Annotated in this window: 19 protein-coding genes and 1 pseudogene; 11 read left to right on the top strand and 9 right to left on the bottom strand. The window is 61.2% G+C overall.

Annotation, left to right across the window (positions count from 1 at the left end; genetic code table 11):
* Window positions 1–17 precede the first annotated feature (17 nt).
* The gene (locus ACERZ8_RS10560) at window positions 18–770 is read left to right on the top strand and encodes a helix-turn-helix domain-containing protein (protein ID WP_407592155.1); all 753 of its coding nucleotides are present in this window, start codon (window positions 18–20) and stop codon (window positions 768–770) included.
* A gap of 65 nt (window positions 771–835) precedes the next feature.
* Complete coding sequence (locus tag ACERZ8_RS10555; RefSeq protein ID WP_407592154.1) at window positions 836–2,104, top strand: MFS transporter; 1,269 nt, start codon at window positions 836–838, stop codon at window positions 2,102–2,104.
* Window positions 2,105–2,161: 57 nt separating this feature from the next.
* On the opposite strand, the gene rpsD is transcribed toward ACERZ8_RS10555, so the two are convergent.
* Both rpsD and ACERZ8_RS10545 read right to left on the bottom strand, forming a co-directional pair.
* Window positions 2,162–2,782, bottom strand: coding sequence for a 30S ribosomal protein S4 (gene rpsD / locus ACERZ8_RS10550; RefSeq protein WP_407592153.1), 621 nt, complete (start codon window positions 2,780–2,782; stop codon window positions 2,162–2,164).
* 130 nt (window positions 2,783–2,912) lie between these two features.
* On the bottom strand, window positions 2,913–3,500 hold the full coding sequence (locus tag ACERZ8_RS10545; RefSeq protein WP_407592152.1) for a DNA-3-methyladenine glycosylase I: 588 nt from the start codon (window positions 3,498–3,500) through the stop codon (window positions 2,913–2,915).
* Window positions 3,501–3,616: 116 nt separating this feature from the next.
* Here ACERZ8_RS10545 and ACERZ8_RS10540 point away from each other — a divergent pair, with 116 nt between their 5' ends.
* From ACERZ8_RS10540 to yddG, 5 genes are all read left to right on the top strand, one after another.
* Window positions 3,617–4,462 (top strand): EAL domain-containing protein, encoded by an 846-nt coding sequence (locus tag ACERZ8_RS10540; RefSeq protein ID WP_407592151.1) that lies wholly within the window; start codon window positions 3,617–3,619, stop codon window positions 4,460–4,462.
* Window positions 4,463–4,603: 141 nt separating this feature from the next.
* Window positions 4,604–5,779: an acetyl-CoA C-acetyltransferase gene (locus tag ACERZ8_RS10535; protein ID WP_407592150.1), complete on the top strand. Its 1,176-nt coding sequence runs from the start codon at window positions 4,604–4,606 to the stop codon at window positions 5,777–5,779.
* A 119-nt stretch (window positions 5,780–5,898) separates the two neighbouring features.
* Window positions 5,899–6,621, top strand: coding sequence for an acetoacetyl-CoA reductase (phbB, locus tag ACERZ8_RS10530; RefSeq protein ID WP_407592149.1), 723 nt, complete (start codon window positions 5,899–5,901; stop codon window positions 6,619–6,621).
* A gap of 342 nt (window positions 6,622–6,963) precedes the next feature.
* Entirely contained in the window at window positions 6,964–7,911 is a 948-nt protein-coding gene (locus ACERZ8_RS10525) for a transcriptional regulator GcvA (RefSeq protein ID WP_407592148.1), read from the top strand.
* Window positions 7,908–8,774: an aromatic amino acid exporter YddG gene (gene yddG / locus ACERZ8_RS10520; protein ID WP_407592147.1), complete on the top strand. Its 867-nt coding sequence runs from the start codon at window positions 7,908–7,910 to the stop codon at window positions 8,772–8,774. The genes ACERZ8_RS10525 and yddG overlap by 4 nt, the downstream gene beginning before the upstream one ends.
* Before the next feature lie 31 nt (window positions 8,775–8,805).
* Here the strand turns inward: yddG and ACERZ8_RS10515 are convergent, their stop codons facing one another.
* The 3 genes and pseudogenes from ACERZ8_RS10515 to ACERZ8_RS10505 form a co-directional block, all read right to left on the bottom strand.
* Window positions 8,806–8,934: a YdcH family protein gene (locus tag ACERZ8_RS10515; RefSeq protein ID WP_407592146.1), complete on the bottom strand. Its 129-nt coding sequence runs from the start codon at window positions 8,932–8,934 to the stop codon at window positions 8,806–8,808.
* A gap of 111 nt (window positions 8,935–9,045) precedes the next feature.
* A pseudogene (locus tag ACERZ8_RS10510) lies at window positions 9,046–9,788 on the bottom strand (tRNA1(Val) (adenine(37)-N6)-methyltransferase).
* Entirely contained in the window at window positions 9,766–9,981 is a 216-nt protein-coding gene (locus tag ACERZ8_RS10505; protein ID WP_108835552.1) for a putative signal transducing protein, read from the bottom strand. Before ACERZ8_RS10505 ends, ACERZ8_RS10510 begins: the two are co-directional and overlap by 23 nt.
* A gap of 55 nt (window positions 9,982–10,036) precedes the next feature.
* Here ACERZ8_RS10505 and ACERZ8_RS10500 point away from each other — a divergent pair, with 55 nt between their 5' ends.
* On the top strand, window positions 10,037–11,035 hold the full coding sequence (locus ACERZ8_RS10500; RefSeq protein WP_407592145.1) for a polyprenyl synthetase family protein: 999 nt from the start codon (window positions 10,037–10,039) through the stop codon (window positions 11,033–11,035).
* On the opposite strand, the gene ACERZ8_RS10495 is transcribed toward ACERZ8_RS10500, so the two are convergent.
* From ACERZ8_RS10495 to ACERZ8_RS10485, 3 genes are all read right to left on the bottom strand, one after another.
* The gene (locus ACERZ8_RS10495) at window positions 11,011–11,925 is read right to left on the bottom strand and encodes a 4-(cytidine 5'-diphospho)-2-C-methyl-D-erythritol kinase (RefSeq protein WP_407592144.1); all 915 of its coding nucleotides are present in this window, start codon (window positions 11,923–11,925) and stop codon (window positions 11,011–11,013) included. The two genes, ACERZ8_RS10500 and ACERZ8_RS10495, sit on opposite strands and share 25 nt — an antisense overlap.
* Window positions 11,918–13,594, bottom strand: coding sequence for a tetratricopeptide repeat protein (locus ACERZ8_RS10490; protein WP_407594238.1), 1,677 nt, complete (start codon window positions 13,592–13,594; stop codon window positions 11,918–11,920). The genes ACERZ8_RS10495 and ACERZ8_RS10490 overlap by 8 nt, the downstream gene beginning before the upstream one ends.
* A gap of 194 nt (window positions 13,595–13,788) precedes the next feature.
* Window positions 13,789–15,438, bottom strand: a complete 1,650-nt coding sequence (locus ACERZ8_RS10485) for an electron transfer flavoprotein-ubiquinone oxidoreductase (RefSeq protein WP_407592143.1) — start codon at window positions 15,436–15,438, stop codon at window positions 13,789–13,791.
* Between the two features lie 196 nt (window positions 15,439–15,634).
* Between ACERZ8_RS10485 and ACERZ8_RS10480 the strand changes: the two genes are divergently transcribed.
* On the top strand, window positions 15,635–15,943 hold the full coding sequence (locus ACERZ8_RS10480; protein ID WP_407592142.1) for an EthD family reductase: 309 nt from the start codon (window positions 15,635–15,637) through the stop codon (window positions 15,941–15,943).
* Between the two features lie 13 nt (window positions 15,944–15,956).
* Here ACERZ8_RS10480 and soxR read toward each other — a convergent pair whose 3' ends face one another.
* A complete protein-coding gene (gene soxR, locus ACERZ8_RS10475) occupies window positions 15,957–16,412 on the bottom strand; it encodes a redox-sensitive transcriptional activator SoxR (RefSeq protein WP_407592141.1) in 456 nt (151 codons plus the stop codon).
* Window positions 16,413–16,485: 73 nt separating this feature from the next.
* Between soxR and ACERZ8_RS10470 the strand changes: the two genes are divergently transcribed.
* Both ACERZ8_RS10470 and greA read left to right on the top strand, forming a co-directional pair.
* Window positions 16,486–16,875, top strand: coding sequence for a VOC family protein (locus ACERZ8_RS10470; protein ID WP_407592140.1), 390 nt, complete (start codon window positions 16,486–16,488; stop codon window positions 16,873–16,875).
* 166 nt (window positions 16,876–17,041) lie between these two features.
* Window positions 17,042–17,512 (top strand): transcription elongation factor GreA, encoded by a 471-nt coding sequence (gene greA / locus ACERZ8_RS10465; protein WP_407592139.1) that lies wholly within the window; start codon window positions 17,042–17,044, stop codon window positions 17,510–17,512.
* Window positions 17,513–17,551 lie beyond the last annotated feature (39 nt).

The raw sequence follows: 17,551 nt of genomic DNA, 5'->3' as shown, positions 1-17,551 counted from the left end.
CGCGCTAGGGTGCGGCCATGACCACCTTTCCCGGCACCTTGCGCACATGGCGCAAAGCACGGCGTCTCAGCCAGCTTGACCTCGCAGGCGAGGCGGGTGTGTCCGCGCGCCACATCTCGTTTCTGGAAAGCGGGCGCGCGCGGCCCAGCCCCGAAATGATCGGACGGCTGAGCGATGCGCTGGCGCTGCCGCTGGATGCCCGCAACCAGATGCTGACCCATGCAGGATTTGCCGCGCGCTATCCCGGACGGGCCTGGACCGACGGCGAAATGCGCCCGATCCGAGCGGCAGTGGATCATATGCTGGCCGCCCACGCACCATATCCGGCCCTCGCGGTCGACAGAGTTTGGACGGTGATGGCAATGAACGACCCGGCCACGAAACTTTATGGGCTGCTTGGCATGAACGTCGGCGACAGCCTGCTTGATCTGATGATGTCAGACACCCTGCCCCCGTTGATCGAAAACTGGGGGCAGGTCGCGCACCACGCCTGCCAGCGGTTGCGCACGGAAAGTGCAGCGCAAGGCGGCGTGCCGGTGCTGGACGGCGCAGCGGATCACCTGGGGCGCGTGCCCCGTTCGCGCGGGCAGACCACCGGCCCCGTTATCCCCACGATCCTCAACACTGGAACATTGCGCCTGTCCATCTTTGCGACCATTGCGCAATTCGGAACGCCCGAAGATATCGCGCTCGAAGACCTCAAGGTCGAACTGTATTTTCCCGCCGATCCTGACAGTGACGCCCTGTTGCGCGCGATGGCAAAGGGCTGAGAACACTGGTCAACGCGCCGGTGCGCCATAGATGGTCCAGCCTGACAATGATCAAGGGCACCGCAATGCTGACCGAAAAACTGCATGCCGCACTCACCGACGACGCCGTGGAAACCGACCGCGGCGAGGCGAGGCGCTTTGTGCGCCATCTGGTGTCGCTGATGTCCACCAAGATCGCAGACGGGCTGATCGACCCCAAACTGGTGCTGGCATGGCTGATGTCGGCGGGCGGTGCGCCGGGCTATCTGATCGGGGCACTGGTGCCTGTGCGCGAGGCGGGCGCGCTGTTGCCGCAGATCATGCTGGCACGCGTCATTCAGCGGCAAAGCATTCGCAAATACATCTGGGCCGCAGGCGCTTTTTTGCAGGGGGCGGCGGCCCTGGGGATCGCGGCGGCGGCGGTGATGCTGGATGGTCCTGCGCTGGGATGGACCATCGTGGCCTGCCTGAGCGTGCTTTCACTGGCGCGCGCTGCCTGTTCTGCCAGCTACAAGGACATACTGGCGCGCACTGTCGAGACGGGCGCGCGCGGCACGGTGTCCGGTGCGGCGGGCACAGTGGCCGCCAGTGTCGTGTTCGCATTCGCCGCCTTGCTGGCGTTTCAGATCATCCCGCTGACCATCGGTGCCATCTCGGTCGCTATTGCCATAGCGGGCGCCCTCTGGATCATCGCGTCCCTTGTTTTTGCCGGGCTGGACGAACCTGCGGATGAGCGCGGTGAAGACACGCTCGGCAGCCTCGCGGACATTATAAAACCGCTGCGCACGGATCACGAGTTGCGCGTCTACATCCTTGCGCGTGGCCTGTTGACCGCCACAGCCCTTGCGCCCCCGTTCCTTGTCATTCTGGCGGGCACAGATGGCACCGGCGGGCTTGGCAATCTGGGTCTGCTGATGCTCGCCTCTTCCCTCGCAGCCATTGCATCTTCCTACATCTGGGGGCGCTTGTCTGACACCTCCAGCCGGGCCACGATGATGTTCTCGGGTCTGCTTGCCGGCGCGGCACTTGGTGCTGCGGCAACCATCGGCCTGATCACTGGACGTCTTGAGGCGGTGTGGCTGGCCCCGGCCCTGCTGTTTGTCGCGCAGATCGGATATGAAGGGGTGCGGGCCGCACGCAAAACCCATCTGACGGACATGAACACCGGCGGGCAAAAGGCGCTGTACACCGCGCTGTCCAACACACTGATCGGTGTCCTGTTGCTGGCCGGGGGCATCTTTGGCGTGATCGCGAATGCATTCGGGCCTGCAGTCGTGCTTGGCATCTTTGCGGGGATGAGCGTCGTGGGTGCCCTGACGGCCTCTCGCCTCAGCAATGTGCAAAAAGACGCCTGACAACGAAAAAGGCCGCCCCCGAACAGGGACGGCCCAAAATCAGCGCGCAAGAAACGCTTAGTTCTTGGCGTAGAATTCGACGACGAGGTTTGGTTCCATCATCACCGGGTAAGGCACATCGCCCAACGCAGGCGTGCGCACGAACGTGGCTGTCAGTTTCGAATGATCGACATCCATATAGTCGGGCACATCGCGCTCGGGCAGTTGCGTGGCTTCCAGAATGGCCGCCATCTGCTTGGAACGATCACGCACTTCGATCACGTCGCCTTCTTTGACGCGGTAGGACGGGATGTTGACCTTTTTGCCGTTCACACGGACGTGGCCGTGGTTCACGAACTGGCGGGCCGCAAACACTGTGGGCACGAATTTCGCGCGGTAGACAACGGCGTCCAGGCGACGCTCCAGCAGGCCGATCAGGTTTTCACCGGTGTCGCCTTTGACACGCTCGGCTTCGGCATAGATGCGGCGGAATTGTTTTTCGGTCAGATCGCCGTAATAGCCCTTCAGCTTCTGCTTGGCGCGCAGCTGAATACCGAAATCCGACAGCTTGCCTTTGCGGCGCTGACCGTGCTGGCCGGGGCCATATTCACGACGGTTGACGGGGGATTTGGGGCGACCCCAGATGTTTTCGCCCATGCGGCGATCAAGTTTGTACTTGGCAGACGTGCGTTTTGTCACGGCTGATCTCCTTCGTTCAGGTTTCGAAGGGCGTTGTCCTCTGCCCCGATTTTGCGGGACCGACAGGAAACCCCTTGCGGGGGCCACCAACACCAATGAAAGCGCGCTTATAAGGGTGCGCGAGGTAGAGTCAACGCCCCTTTGCAGGCAGCGCCATGGCCGCGCATTCGCTATGGCGATGGCAGCTCAGGATGTGATCGTTGACCAACCCCGTCGCCTCCATGAAGGCATAGACAATCGTTGGGCCGCAAAATTTGAAACCCCGCGCCTTGAGGTCCTTGGACACCTGCACCGACATAGGAGTCGAGGGCGGCACGTCGTTTTGCGTGGCAAAAGCATTCTGCAACGGCACGCCGTCCACATATTTCCATAAAAACTGATCGAACCCTTCGGTGGCATTAACCTCGAGATAGGCGCGGGCATTGGTGATTGTGGCCTCGATCTTGCCGCGGTGGCGGATGATGCCCGCATCATTCAGCAATCGCTGCACATCGGCCTGACCCCATTCCGCGATCACATGCGGGTCAAACCCGGCAAAAGCCGCGCGAAAGTTCTCCCGCTTCTTAAGGATCGTGATCCAGCTGAGGCCCGCCTGGAAACCATCAAGGATCAGTTTTTCCCACAGCGTGCGGGCATCGTATTCCGGCACACCCCATTCGGTGTCGTGATATTCAACATAGATCGGGTCCAGCCCCGCCCAGCCACATCGCCCCTCCATTTGACCTCGCTTTGGTTAACGTGGAAAATTAGAACAAAATGCAAACATTAAGACGGTTTTTACAACTCTCGGATCACAGTGGCCAGACAGTATGTTCACAGGGTGGCTGCCACACCATGCCGAAATTCCAACCGATAGATATGCCGGTCGGCTTTGAAAACCCGCTGAACGCGGCGGTGATGAACCGTGACCGCAATACGCTTGCGATGGTGGCCGAAGCGGTCGAACACAAGCAGACTTTGCTGGCATTTCAACCTGTTGTGGTAGCGGGTCAGAACAATCGGGTTGGTTTTTACGAGGGGTTGATCCGGGTCATCGACGACACAGGGCGGATCATCCCGGCCAAGGATTTCATGCCGGTCGTCGAACGCGCCGAGTTGGGGCGCGAGATTGATGTGATTGCGCTGAGTATGGGGCTGCGCACGCTGCACGAAAACCCGTCCATGCGCCTGTCGATCAACATGTCCGCGCGCTCCATCGGCTACCAGCGCTGGATGCAGGCCCTGAACCGCTGGCTCAAGAAAGATGCCTCTGTCGGGGAACGCCTGATCCTTGAAATCACCGAAAGCTCGGCGATGGACCAACCCGAACTGGTGGTCGACTTCATGGATCGGCTCAGCGCGCGCGGGGTCTGTTTCGCGCTGGACGATTTCGGGGCCGGGTATACTGCGCTGCGGTACCTCAAGGATTTTTACTTCGACATCATCAAGATCGATATGCAATTTTGCCACGGCATTGCGGATGATCGCGATGTCCAGGTGCTGACGCAGGCCATGATCCATATCGGTCAGCACTTTGACATGCTGGTCGTCGCCGAAGGGGTCGAGCGGGCGCAAGATGTGGAATGCCTGATCAATATGGGTGCCGACTGCCTGCAAGGTTACTACTTTGCAGCCCCCGAGGTGCGGCCCAACTGGCTGCACGGTCAGGGCAAGGGCAAAAAAGCGGGCATGCGGGCCTGATCCACGCTGTTGATTTGCGCAAGGGGGGCGAATCCGGTATCGCACCCTCAACGCGGGGCAGTCTGGGGTCCGCACAACGTGCCAGTCTCGGGGTGCCGCTCGGACCGTCCTCACGGTAACTTAAACTGAGGAATTGACCCCATGACCAATATCGTGATCGCTTCTGCCGCCCGCACTGCCGTCGGCAGCTTTGGTGGTTCTTTCGCCAATACGCCCGCACATGACCTTGGCGCGACCATGCTCGAAGCCATCGTAGAGCGCGCAGGCATCGACAAGTCCGAGGTTTCGGAAACCATTCTGGGCCAGGTTCTGACTGCCGCCCAAGGGCAGAACCCTGCCCGCCAGGCGCATATCAACGCCGGTCTGCCCAAGGAATCCGCGGCATGGTCGATCAACCAGGTCTGCGGCTCGGGCCTGCGCGCGGTTGCGCTTGGCGCACAGCACATCGCACTGGGTGACGCCGACATCGTTGCCGCCGGTGGTCAGGAAAACATGACGCTCAGCCCCCATGCCGCCGCCCTGCGCGCCGGTCACAAGATGGGCGACATGCAATATATCGACACCATGATCCGCGATGGTCTGTGGGATGCATTCAACGGCTATCACATGGGCCAGACGGCAGAAAACGTCGCGGACCAGTGGCAGATCACGCGCGATGCACAAGACGAATTCGCCGTGGCAAGTCAGAACAAGGCCGAAGCCGCGCAAAAGGCAGGCAAGTTTGCCGACGAAATCACAGCCTTCACCGTCAAGACCCGCAAGGGCGACATCGTCGTGGACAGCGACGAATACATCCGCCACGGCGCGACCATGGAGGCGATGCAGAAACTGCGCCCCGCCTTCACGAAGGACGGGTCGGTTACCGCGGCCAACGCCTCTGGTCTCAACGATGGCGCAGCCGGTGCCCTGTTGATGAGCGCCGAAAACGCCGAAAAGCGCGGCATCGAACCGCTGGCACGCATCGCATCCTACGCCACCGTCGGGCTTGACCCCTCGATCATGGGTGTCGGCCCGATCTATGCCTCGCGCAAGGCATTGGAAAAGGCCGGCTGGAAGCCTGAAGACCTCGATCTGGTTGAAGCCAACGAGGCCTTTGCCGCGCAGGCCTGCGCCGTGAACAAGGACATGGGCTGGGATCCGGCGATCGTGAACGTGAACGGCGGCGCCATCGCCATCGGCCACCCCATCGGCGCGTCCGGTGCACGCATCCTCAACACTCTGCTGTTCGAAATGAAGCGGCGCGATGCGAAAAAGGGCCTCGCGACCCTCTGCATCGGTGGTGGCATGGGCGTTGCCATGTGCCTTGAGCGCGACTGATCCAGCGCTCGTAAGGCGGGCCTGTGGCCCGCCCCCAACCCAACCATCACGTAATAATGTTGCGCATAACCCCATTATGCGCGAAACAAACATATCAATAACCCGGAGGAGAATCCCCCATGTCCCGCACAGCCCTTGTCACCGGAGGCAGCCGAGGAATCGGAGCCGCCATTTCCACCGCCCTCAAGGACGCCGGCTATTCCGTCGCTGCGACCTATGCCGGCAATGACGAGGCTGCGGCCAAGTTCACGGATGAAACAGGCATCAAGACCTACAAGTGGAACGTCGCAGACTATGACGAATCCGCCGCCGGAATCGCACAGGTGGAGGCCGATATAGGCCCGATCGACGTCGTCGTCGCCAATGCCGGCATCACCCGCGACGCGCCCTTCCACAAAATGACGCCCGAGCAGTGGCATCAGGTCATCGACACGAACCTCACCGGCGTGTTCAATACCGTCCACCCGGTCTGGCCCGGCATGCGCGAGCGCAAATTTGGCCGCGTCATCGTGATCTCGTCCATCAACGGGCAAAAAGGGCAGTTCGCGCAAGTGAACTATGCCGCAACCAAGGCGGGTGATCTGGGTATCGTCAAATCGCTGGCCCAGGAAGGCGCTCGTGCAGGCATCACCGCCAACGCGATCTGCCCCGGCTATATCGGCACCGACATGGTGATGGCCGTGCCCGAAAAGGTGCGTGAATCGATCATCGCGCAAATCCCCGCGGGTCGTCTGGGCGAGCCCGAGGAAATCGCGCGCTGCGTGGTGTTCCTTGCGTCAGACGATTCAGGTTTCATCAACGGATCGACCATTTCGGCGAACGGCGCGCAGTTCTTCGTCTGATACGCTGGGCCGAAGCACCTTGCGTGCAACGGTGGTCACAGAAAAAAGGGCCGGCGCATCGCTGCATCGGCCCTTTTCTTATCCCGTAAGATGGCGCGCGCACATCAGCGGGAAGTTTTGCTCCCGAACAACCATCCCCAGGCATGCGCAAGGGCTGCGCCACGCTCGGCATGTGCTTGCTCAAGGCCGTTGCGGATGGCGGGATGTGCAGATGTCTCAAACATGATGTGATCCTTTTCTGATGTGTCTTGCTGTCTGTTCCTGAGATGAATATGCGGGTTTGAACCCATTCCGACAAACGAGACTTTCCCTTGCTTCAGTTAAGCTGTACTTGTCTGAACCATGGCTGACCGATTGCCCCCTCTTACTGCCCTGCGCGCCTTTGATGCCGCCGCACGGCATATGTCCTTTGCCAAGGCGGCAGAGGAATTGTACGTCACACCCGCCGCTCTCAGCTTTCAGATCAAGTCGCTCGAAGAGCATTTGGGCACACAGGTTTTCCGCCGCCTGAATCGCGCCGTCGAATTGACCGAGGCGGGCAATGCGCTTGCCCCCGGCGTGGCCGATGGGTTCCAGACACTCGCCGCCGCATGGCGTGCCGCTGAAAGAACACTGGATGATCATACACTTACTGTAACGGCCGGGCCTGCATTCACCGCAAAATGGCTCGCCCCTCGCCTTTACGAGTTCGCCCAGGCCCATCCCGAGGTTGAATTGCGCTTTTCGGCATCACTCAAGATGATGGACTTTGGGCGAGACGCCATCGACGTTGCCATCCGCTTTGGATACGGGCCGGACATCGGGCTTTATTCGGTGCCGCTGGCAAACGAATGGGTCTGCCCGGTCATGACGCCCGCGCTTGCCGCGCGTTATCCCACCGCGCAAAGCCTGACCGAAGCGCCGCTGATCTTTGATGACAGCATCAGTTTTCTCGAACCGCGCTGCGATTGGGAAATCTGGTTTCGCGCGATGGGGATCGAATATGCACCCTCGCAAGGCCCAAGGTTCAGCCAGGCCGATCACGCTATCGATGCTGCCCTTGCGGGAGTGGGCGTCGTGCTGGGGCGGCGTGCCCTTGTGGTCAAGGATCTTGATGATGGCCGCCTTGTCGCGCCCGTCAAAACGGCACTGGACACGGGCGTGCGGTTCCGGTTTCTGTGCGCGGAAGGCGCTGAAAACCGACCCCAGATCGCGGCCTTTCGTGACTGGATCGTCGCCGAAATCGCCAAGACCGAGCACATCACCGACGCAATGACGCGCCTGCCCTCATCGGATTATCAACGCCCATGACACGCCCCGTTGCCACTGCCGTCGGATTTGTCGCGGTGCTGCTGTGGGGCGTGCTTGCCCTGCTCACAGTTGGGTCCGCACCAACGCCACCATTTCTGCTGAACACGCTGTGCTTTGCCATCGGCGGCACGCTTGGGCTGGTGTGGACGGCTGTGTCCGGCGGATTGGGCCAGCTGCGCACCGTTCCTTTGCACGTCTATGTCCTTGGGACGCTTGGCCTGTTTGGCTATCACGCGCTCTACTTTTCGGCGTTGCGCCTTGCCCCGGCGGCCGAGGCCAGCCTGATCGCCTATATGTGGCCCCTTCTCATTGTCCTGTTTTCAAGCCTGCTGCCAGGGGAACGCCTGCGCGCAGGGCATGTCATGGGGGCCGTGGTTGGCTTTGCCGGTGCTTCGCTGATCGTCACCGGCGGTTCCGCAGGATTTCGCGCGGACGCAATCGCAGGCTATGCGCTGGCGCTTGCCTGCGCGCTGACCTGGTCCAGCTATTCCGTGATGTCACGACGTTTCGGGACAGTGCCCACAGCGTCGGTGGCCGTGTTCTGCTTGGCAAGTGCGGCGCTCTCGCTGCCGCTGCACCTTTTGTTCGAAACAACCGCGTGGCCCGTAGGTGCGACGGGTTGGACCAGCGCAGTTCTGTTGGGGCTCGGCCCGGTCGGCCTTGCCTTTTACGTCTGGGACATTGGCGTCAAACGCGGCGATATCCAGCTGTTGGGCACGGCATCATATGCCGCACCGCTGCTGTCTACGCTTGTCTTGATCGTGGCTGGCGTTGCCGCACCAACATGGCCTTTGGCCGTGGCCGCAGCTTTGATCACCGCCGGGGCTCTGCTCGCCGCCCGCGCCAGCCTGCAAGGGGGTTAGCCCGACAATCGGGTGATTTCTTCTTTCAGTTTCAGCTTTTGTTTTTGAGTGTCGCGACCTCGACATGGTCGGCACCCGGCGCGCGTTGCGCCATATCGACCTGTTCGCTCAAGGTCCGATGCTTCTTTTTCAACTCTTCGAGATGGGCAGTGATGCTCATGCAGTCCTCCTTGCTGATAAAGTGCATCGACAGCCAAGCACATGAACGGCGTCATGTCACGCTGCACCCGCACAATGGGGACAACTCAACAAGGTTAGTTTTAACGAATGGTTAAATCGGGAGAGCAGCACCGTCGCGCAAAACAGCCCGGATTTGAGGGGTATAGCTGTCGCCATCCGCGTGGTGCTGCGCGCCTTCGTGCAAAATGATCGGCGCGTGCAGGCGGAAATCAGCGCGCCCGTCCTTGCGTGCCCGAAAAATAACCAGCTCTGCCACTTTTCCGACCCGGGGGCAGATTGGCCAGATCTCGGGGCTGCCCAGACGCCCATGTGCGGCGGCCAGCAGATCAGGCACGCGTTCGGCGCGGTGGATCACGTGCAGATACCCTTTGTGCCGCAGCCGTTTGGCTCCTGCATCCACCCAATCAAACAGCGGCGTGCGCAGCCCCGCGCCGCCTCGCGTCCCGCATCCTGCGCCTGCCGCCCGGCAGAGCGGTCAAAGAACGGCGGGTTGGCCAGAACGTGATCAAAGCTGCGCCCGCGCACTGCATCCGGCAGCGCCGTGAGGTCCGCCACCTCCACGTCCAGCCCGTTGCGTGTTGCCAGTGCGGCATAATCCGCCTGCCGCTCGATTCCCATCAGATCAAGGCCCGGCACCCGCGCCCCAAGGCACAACGCCGCCGCGCCCACACCACAGCCAAGGTCAAGAACCGATTCGCCCTCGCGCGCCGGTACGGATGCCGCCAGCAAAACCGGATCGACCCCGGCGCGATAGCCGCCACGGGGTTGCCAAAGATGCACCCGTCCGCCCAGAAAGGCATCACATGTCAGGTCAGTGTCCGAGGTCGATGTCATTGTCTTTCATCGCCCGCAATGCCGCGTCATAATCGGCCTCACGCACCATCAGCCGACGCGGGAAAATTCCGATGCCACCTTCGAGGATGCTCATATTTACGTCCATTTGAAAGCAGTCTATATCCTCGCCTTCAAGAAGGGCCGAGGCAAACGCGATTATGGTCGGGTCAGTGCTGCGCAAAAGTTCCTTCATATCATGGATGTAGGGGCATCTTTGGCCGAATGTCGAGGGGGAACGGGGTAAGCGCATGGACGCATCCGACATCGCAAAACCACATGATCGTCTGGCCGCATGGCTGGCCGAGGACATGGACGCGGTCAATTCCCTGATCCAGACGCGTATGGCCTCGCGCCATGCGCCGCGCATTCCCGAAGTGACGCGCCATCTGGTTGATGCGGGCGGCAAACGTCTGCGCCCCATGCTGACGCTGGCGGCGGCCCATATGTGCGGCTACACCGGCCCCTATCACATCCATCTGGCCGCAACGGTCGAGTTTATCCATACCGCGACCCTGCTGCATGACGACGTTGTGGACGAAAGCGCGCAGCGGCGCGGGCGCCCCACGGCCAACCTGCTGTGGGACAACAAATCTTCTGTACTGGTCGGGGATTACCTGTTTTCGCGCAGCTTTCAGTTGATGACCGAAACCGGGAACATGGACGTGCTGCGCATCCTGTCGGACGCGTCGGCCACCATCGCCGAGGGCGAAGTGCTTCAGATGACGGCGGCACAGGATCTTGCCACCGATGAGGACGTTTATCTGCAGGTGGTACGTGGCAAGACGGCCGCGTTGTTCTCCGCCGCGACCGAAGTGGGCGGTGTCATTGCCGGAGCGGACAAGGCCGTTGTGCGGGCCCTTTTCGACTACGGTGACGCGTTGGGCATTGCCTTTCAGATCGTGGACGACTTGCTGGACTATCAGGGCCAGTCGGCCGCCACAGGCAAGAATGTCGGCGACGATTTCCGCGAGCGTAAACTGACCCTGCCGGTGATCAAGGCGGTAGCCAAGGCCGACGCCGAAGAGCGCGCGTTCTGGTCACGCACCATCGAAAAGGGCCATCAAGAAGAGGGTGATCTGGATCACGCGCTATCCCTCTTGCACAAGCACGACACGCTTGAGGCGACGCGTCTGGATGCCATCGCTTGGGCAGACAAGGCCAAGCAGGCGCTTGCCGCTGCACCCGCCCACGCGCTGCGGGACATGCTGATCGATCTGGCTGATTATGTTGTGGAGCGGATCAACTGAGGCACCGCCTGTTTGCCGCCGTTCAGGCGACCTGAGCGCACCCACCAGTCGGGATAGGCGGCCCTGATCGCCTCTGCCGCGGCCTGCGCCAAGTGCACACGTTCGAAGATGCCAAAACAGGTCGCGCCTGACCCTGACATTCGGGCCAGTCGACAGGTTTCGATCCGCTTCAGCGCGCTCAAAACGTCTGCGATGTCAGGGCAGTTGGCGATGGCGGGGACTTGCAGATCGTTGCGTTGTGCCGCGATCCACGCAAGGGCCGCATCACGATCCTCAAAGCGGTCGGGCCACGGATCAAGGCCCGGATTGTCCTTGATGGCGAGCTTTGAAAACACTGCGGGGGTGGACACCTGCACACGCGGGTTCACCAGGACAATGGCATAGGGAAACAGCTCGGGGACAGGTGTGATCTGTTCCCCGATGCCTTGAATGCGGGCCGGATCGCTTAGCACGCACATCGGCACGTCTGCCCCGATGGCCAGCAGATCACGGGCATCAGCGGGCGTGGGGTCGCGCGGGGTCCCGGCCCCCTCGACGGCGGCGCGCAGCAACAGCAATCCGCGATAGGTCGCCGCCGCATCCGCCGACCCACCCCCGATTCCAGAAGCCATCGGCAAATGCTTTTCCAGCCCCATCGACAACGGGCGGTCCGGGGACCAGAATTTCTGGGCCGCGTGCCACATGATGTTGGTATCGCTGGAAAGATCAGGCACGGCTTCGGGCCCGGTCACGCTCAACTCCCGCAGCCCGTGTTCCGTCAGGGTGATCCAGTCGCCGATGTCGGCAAAGGCAACAAGCGAGTCGATCAGGTGATACCCGTTGTTTAGCTGGCCCGTGATGTGCAGCGAAAGGTTGATCTTGGCCGGCGCAAAAACGCGGACCTTAGTCATTGGCAACCGTCAGCGGTGGCGCGCCTTCTTCTTCCAGCACGACGTCCAAACCGACTTCCAGCTTGCGCCGCATCCGGTCCGGATCGGCCTCGCCATCAGCGTCCTCGGGATCGACAAAGCTCAGCGCGCGCATCCACTGGAATTGCGCCTCGCGTTCGCGCCCGACGGCCCAGTAGACGTCGCCCAGATGGTCATTGACCACCGGATCGACAGGCATCAACTCCACCGCGCGTTCCATATGCCCCACCGCCTCATCATAGCGGCCAAGGCGGTAAAGCACCCAGCCCAGACTGTCGACGATATAGCCTGAATCCGGGCTTGCGGCGACGGCCTGCTCGATCATCTCAAGGGCCTCGTCCAGATTGATCTGCTTTTCGACCATCGAATAGCCGAGGTAGTTCAGCACTTGCGGCTGGCCGGGGTTAAGCTCCAGCGCGCGGCGGAAATCGGCCTCGGCGCGCGGCCATTCGTCCTGACGTTCCAGCGAAATGGCGCGGGCGTAGTGCAGGAACCACGCGCCCGCTTCGCCCTCGCGGGTCAGGTCAATGGCGCGGTCATAGGCGGCAATTGCCTCTTCAAACCGGTCCTGCTGGCGCAACACGTCCCCCAGCGTCGAATGCACGATAGACAGATCGCCAAAGCGCTTGGCGAGCTGTTCCAGCACTTCGATGGCCGCATCCGATTTCCCCGACTGGCGCAGCACGGCGGCACGGCCCAATTCGGCGGCATGAAAGGCCGGGTGATCGGCGGGCACTTCCTTGTACACAGCGGCAGAGAGGCTGAATTGATCCAGCTCTTCCAGAAGGTCAGCGACCAGCAAAAGCGCGTCAATCTGGTCGGGGCGCAGGTGGCGCGCGAGGCGGGCATAGATCAGCGTGTAATCGGCCCCCGCATCCTGACGCAGTGCGCCCGCCACGGAATAGAACACTTCGGCGGCCCCATCGCGCGCCGATGTCATATGGGTAAAGGGCAAGGTATCTCCGGCCTTCAGCCGTTCAACCATCGCTGCCAATTCCGGGTCCGACGAGGATCCGAACGCCGCCTCAAGCGAAGCAACTGCGTCCTCGTTCCGCCCCAGTTGCGACAGCACTTCGGCCCGCGCCATCGCGCCACGCCGGGTGCGTTGCAGCGGCCCTGCTTCGGACACGAACAAGGCCTCGGATGCTTCGAAATCCCCAAGGGAGGCCAGCGCCATCGCCTTGTGATACAGGGCAAAGCCGCGCAATCCGCGTTCTTCGCTGATCCGGTCGAATTCGGCCAGACCGTCTTCGGTCCGACCTGCCCCGATCATCGCCCACGCGCCCAAAAGACCGTCCACCAGCGGGCCGATGCCGGCCGTTTCCACATTGCGCGACAGGTAACCTTCGTAATCCTCGCGCGCCAGCATGTCGGTGATCACCGTCATATGGGCGGCCTGACTGCGAATGCCCTGCCCTTCGAGCAGTTTGGCAACAGGCAGGGCACGGTCGATACGGCCCATCGCAAGCTGCGTGGCAATCGTGTCCTCCATCAGCCCAACATTGGACGGATCGCGCGCCAGGGCTTGCGTATAATACCGCGCCGACGCCTCGAAATCGTTCCGGATCGCCGCTTGCCGACCGGCCAGATACGCACCCGACAGGGAATTCGCCGGGGCGATCTGCGGGATGACTGCGACACTTGCGGCCATGGCAGTGTAAAAGAGAAGGGTGCGGATCACGGGGGTTCACCTGCTGGTTGGAAGATTGCTCGCAGCCAAGCTAACAGGTCTGGCAACAGGCGCAATGTGACCTCGCGAAATGGTTAGATTTCGGCCTATGCCGCCTGCCCATAAAAAAGGCCGGACAGAATGAACCGCCCGGCCTCGCCCGACTGCTTGTTGGCTCACATATTCGGATAGTTCGGCCCGTCTCCGCCCTGCGGTGTCGTCCAGGTGATGTTCTGGGCCGGGTCCTTGATGTCGCAGGTCTTGCAGTGCACGCAGTTCTGGAAGTTGATGACAAAGCGTGTGTCTTTGCCCTCTTCCTCGACAAATTCGTACACACCCGCCGGGCAATAGCGCGCCGATGGGCCTGCATATTTCGGCAGGTTCTGCGCCACCGGGATGGTGTCGTCTTTCAAGCGCAGGTGCGCGGGCTGGCTTTCTTCGTGGTTGGTAAAGCTGAAGGCGACGTTGGTCAGGCGGTCAAAGGACAGCTTGCCATCAGGTTTGGGATAGTCGATCGCCTTGTGCTTTGACGCTTCTTCTGTCGCATCGGCGTCGTTCTTGCCATGGCCTTGCGTGCCAAACAGGGAAAAGCCGATTGTGTTGGTCCACATGTCGAACCCGCCCAGCACCAGAGATGCGGTAAGGCCGTATTTGGACCAGAACGGTTTGACGTTGCGCACTTTTTTCAGGTCAGCGCCGATGGCCCCTTCGCGCACTTCGCGCTCGTATCCGGACAGTTCATCGCCCGAACGGCCACCCTTGATCGCGCGGAACGCAGCTTCGGCCGCGGCCTTGCCCGACAGCATCGCATTGTGGTTGCCCTTGATGCGGGGGACGTTGACCATGCCCACCGAACAGCCCAGCAGCGCCACACCCGGCGCCACCATCTTGGGCATCGACTGGTATCCGCCTTCGGAGATCGCGCGCGCGCCATAGGCCACGCGTTTGCCACCCTTCAGCAGCTCTGCGACCATCGGGTGATGCTTGAAGCGCTGGAATTCCATGTAGGGGAACAGGTGCGGGTTCTTGTAGTTCAGGTGCACGACAAAACCGACATAAACCTGATTGTTCTCAAGGTGATAGATGAACGACCCGCCGCCCGCGTTCTTGCCCAGCGGCCAGCCCATCGTGTGGATGACAGACCCTTCGCGGTGTTTGTCGGGGTCGATCTCCCAGATTTCCTTCATGCCAAGGCCATATTTCTGTGGCTCTTTGCCTTGGGACAGGTTGTATTTCGCGATCACCTCTTTGGACAGCGATCCGCGCACACCTTCGGACAGGAACACGTATTTGCCGTGCAACTCCATGCCCGGCTCGGTGTTTTCGCCGATGGAGCCATCAGCCTCTAACCCAAACACACCCGCAACGACGCCTTTGACCTCGCCATTGTCGCCGTAGACCAGTTCGGAACAGGACATGCCGGGGAAAATCTCGACCCCCAGTTCCTCGGCCTGTTCGGCCATCCAGCGACAGACATTGCCCATCGAAACGATATAGTTGCCGTGGTTGTTCATCAGCGGCGGCATCGGCAGGTTGGGGATACGCACCTGCCCGGCCTCGCCCAACATGTAAAAGTTGTCGTCCTTGACCGGCACGTTCAGCGGCGCGCCCTTATCTTTCCAGTCGGGTATCAGTGCATCCAGACCAGAGGGGTCCAGAACCGCGCCGGACAGGATATGCGCCCCAACTTCGGAGCCCTTTTCCAGCACGACCACGTTCAGGTCCGCGTCCAGTTGTTTGAGACGAATGGCTGCCGACAGACCCGCAGGGCCTGCGCCAACGATCACAACGTCATACTCCATCGCTTCGCGTTCAATCTCGGCCATGTCGGACCACTCCCCTTGTCCCGGTCGAAGGGCGCACCCTTCTGAAAAATCATCCCGAATTGGCTAGCCCAGCGTCGTCCGGTATGCAATCGCGACACGGCGTAAAATCCCGTCACTGCTGCGATGCGTCACATAATGCTTTCGAATTCACGTAGGTTCGCGCACAGTCGATCGGCAGCAGGACAAGGATGTGCAGATGGCGATTACGCTACAGGTACTTTACCCGGTGACGGACGGATCGCATTTCAACGACGCATATTATGCCAAGACTCACATGGGTCTTGTTGACGCACATATGGGCCAGCACATTCAGGACATGGTGGTGACCAAGGGCATGGCAGGTGGCCCTGACACACCTGCCGCCTTTCACGCGATTGCGACGTTTGTGTTTGCGGACAAGGCCGATTTGGATGCGGCACTCGCCGCGGCGGGTCCGGTTCTGGCCGACATCCCCAAGTTCACGAATGCAACGCCGCAGATGCTGATCGGTCAAACCTACCGGTAAAGGGCACGCCGGGTCAGTTTTCCGGCCTGTCCCCCAGCAGATAACGCGGCCCGGTGCCACGCTGGCCTGCGCGATCCGCGGGGTTGTAAAGGGCGCAGGCCTCAAGGCTCAGACAACCACAGCCAATACACCCATCCAACGTGTCGCGCAGACGCTCAAGGCGGGAAATGCGGGTGTTGAGGTCGTTGCGAAAGGTGCGGCTGATGCGCGCCCAATCGGCCTTGGTCGGTGCACGGTGGCGTGGCAGACGGTCCAGTTCGACCCGGATCTGGGGCAAGGTAAAGCCGAACTGCTGGGCGATCATCACGAAGCTGAGCCGCCGAATGTCGGCCCGCTGAAACCGGCGCCGCCCGCCGGCGTTGCGCCATGGGGCAATCAACCCTTCCTCCTCGTAATAACGGATCGCCGACACCGCCAAACCGGTGCGCGCGGCAATCTCACCAATACCCAGCCCTTCGGATGCGCTCATCGAAAAAACCCCTTGACCTCAAGTTGACTTGAGGTGCGACACTGACCCTATCAGTCACGAAAGGAAAGACAAAATGAGCGCAGCCGCACAGCTTGAACACACCAACTTCACGGTCACCGACCCCGATGCCACTGCCAAATGGATGTGCGATCTGTTCGGCTGGCACGTCCGCTGGACGGGTGGGTCGCGCGAGGTGGGCTATTCCGTCCACGTGGGCACCGACACGCACTACCTCGCGCTTTACGTGCCAAAGGCAGGCGGCGTGCAACCGCGCGAAGACAATTACATGACCAAAGGCGGGCTCAACCACATTGCGGTAGTGGTGGACGACATCGCGGACATGCGCACACGCGTGGCCAATGCAGGCTTCACCCCCGGCGAACATTACGACTACGAACCGGGACAGCGGTTTTACTTCCACGACCACGACGGCATCGAATACGAGGTGGTGCAATACGACTAGGCCCCCTCTTCTCTGAAGTAAAAAATCCCGGGGAAGGCCGCAGGCCGGGGGCAGAGCCCCCATCAAATCCGCTTGCATTCCCCCGGTCCATTGGGTCAGGTAAGTGCTATGTTATCTATTCGGCGGCGCTGTAACGGTGCCGCCGCACCTTATCTGGACGACTGCCATGGAAAAGATTCCAATGACCCGCGCTGGTGCTCTGGCTCTGGAAACAGAGCTCAAGCAACTCAAGACCGTCGAACGGCCCGCCATCATCAAGGCGATTGCCGAGGCGCGCGAGCACGGCGACCTCAGCGAAAACGCCGAGTATCATTCGGCAAAGGAAAAGCAGTCCTTCATCGAAGGCCGAGTGAAAGAGCTCGAAGGCGTGATATCGCTCGCCGACGTGATCGACCCGACCAAGATGTCCGGCGCCATCAAGTTCGGGGCCACCGTGACGCTGGCGGACGAGGACACGGATGAGGAAAAGACCTACCAGATCGTTGGCGAATACGAGGCCAACATCGAAAAGGGGCTTTTGAACATCAAATCGCCGATTGCGCGGGCCCTGATCGGCAAAGAAGAGGGCGACAGCGTCGAAGTGCGCACGCCGGGGGGCGAAAAGTCCTATGAAGTGCTGAAAATCAGCTATAGCTGAGGCCATGGCTGACGAGACCACTCCCCCTCTTCCCGACCG

Origin of the sequence: Tateyamaria armeniaca (genome assembly GCF_045797845.1) — a bacterium.
GTDB lineage: Bacteria > Pseudomonadota > Alphaproteobacteria > Rhodobacterales > Rhodobacteraceae > Tateyamaria > Tateyamaria armeniaca.
The sequence above is the reverse complement of the archived record's forward strand: the minus strand, read 5'-3'. Positions and strand labels throughout refer to the sequence as shown.

Coding starts and splice junctions, on each gene's coding strand:
- ACERZ8_RS10560 (WP_407592155.1), top strand. CDS start 18: ATGACCACCTTTCCCGGCACCTTGCGCACATGGCGCAAAGCACGGCGT.
- ACERZ8_RS10555 (WP_407592154.1), top strand. CDS start 836: ATGCTGACCGAAAAACTGCATGCCGCACTCACCGACGACGCCGTGGAA.
- ACERZ8_RS10545 (WP_407592152.1), bottom strand. CDS start 3,500: ATGGAGGGGCGATGTGGCTGGGCGGGGCTGGACCCGATCTATGTTGAA.
- ACERZ8_RS10540 (WP_407592151.1), top strand. CDS start 3,617: ATGCCGAAATTCCAACCGATAGATATGCCGGTCGGCTTTGAAAACCCG.
- ACERZ8_RS10535 (WP_407592150.1), top strand. CDS start 4,604: ATGACCAATATCGTGATCGCTTCTGCCGCCCGCACTGCCGTCGGCAGC.
- phbB (WP_407592149.1), top strand. CDS start 5,899: ATGTCCCGCACAGCCCTTGTCACCGGAGGCAGCCGAGGAATCGGAGCC.
- ACERZ8_RS10525 (WP_407592148.1), top strand. CDS start 6,964: ATGGCTGACCGATTGCCCCCTCTTACTGCCCTGCGCGCCTTTGATGCC.
- yddG (WP_407592147.1), top strand. CDS start 7,908: ATGACACGCCCCGTTGCCACTGCCGTCGGATTTGTCGCGGTGCTGCTG.
- ACERZ8_RS10515 (WP_407592146.1), bottom strand. CDS start 8,934: ATGAGCATCACTGCCCATCTCGAAGAGTTGAAAAAGAAGCATCGGACC.
- ACERZ8_RS10505 (WP_108835552.1), bottom strand. CDS start 9,981: ATGAAGGAACTTTTGCGCAGCACTGACCCGACCATAATCGCGTTTGCC.
- ACERZ8_RS10500 (WP_407592145.1), top strand. CDS start 10,037: ATGGACGCATCCGACATCGCAAAACCACATGATCGTCTGGCCGCATGG.
- ACERZ8_RS10495 (WP_407592144.1), bottom strand. CDS start 11,925: ATGACTAAGGTCCGCGTTTTTGCGCCGGCCAAGATCAACCTTTCGCTG.
- ACERZ8_RS10490 (WP_407594238.1), bottom strand. CDS start 13,594: ATGGCCGCAAGTGTCGCAGTCATCCCGCAGATCGCCCCGGCGAATTCC.
- ACERZ8_RS10485 (WP_407592143.1), bottom strand. CDS start 15,438: ATGGCCGAGATTGAACGCGAAGCGATGGAGTATGACGTTGTGATCGTT.
- ACERZ8_RS10480 (WP_407592142.1), top strand. CDS start 15,635: ATGGCGATTACGCTACAGGTACTTTACCCGGTGACGGACGGATCGCAT.
- soxR (WP_407592141.1), bottom strand. CDS start 16,412: ATGAGCGCATCCGAAGGGCTGGGTATTGGTGAGATTGCCGCGCGCACC.
- ACERZ8_RS10470 (WP_407592140.1), top strand. CDS start 16,486: ATGAGCGCAGCCGCACAGCTTGAACACACCAACTTCACGGTCACCGAC.
- greA (WP_407592139.1), top strand. CDS start 17,042: ATGGAAAAGATTCCAATGACCCGCGCTGGTGCTCTGGCTCTGGAAACA.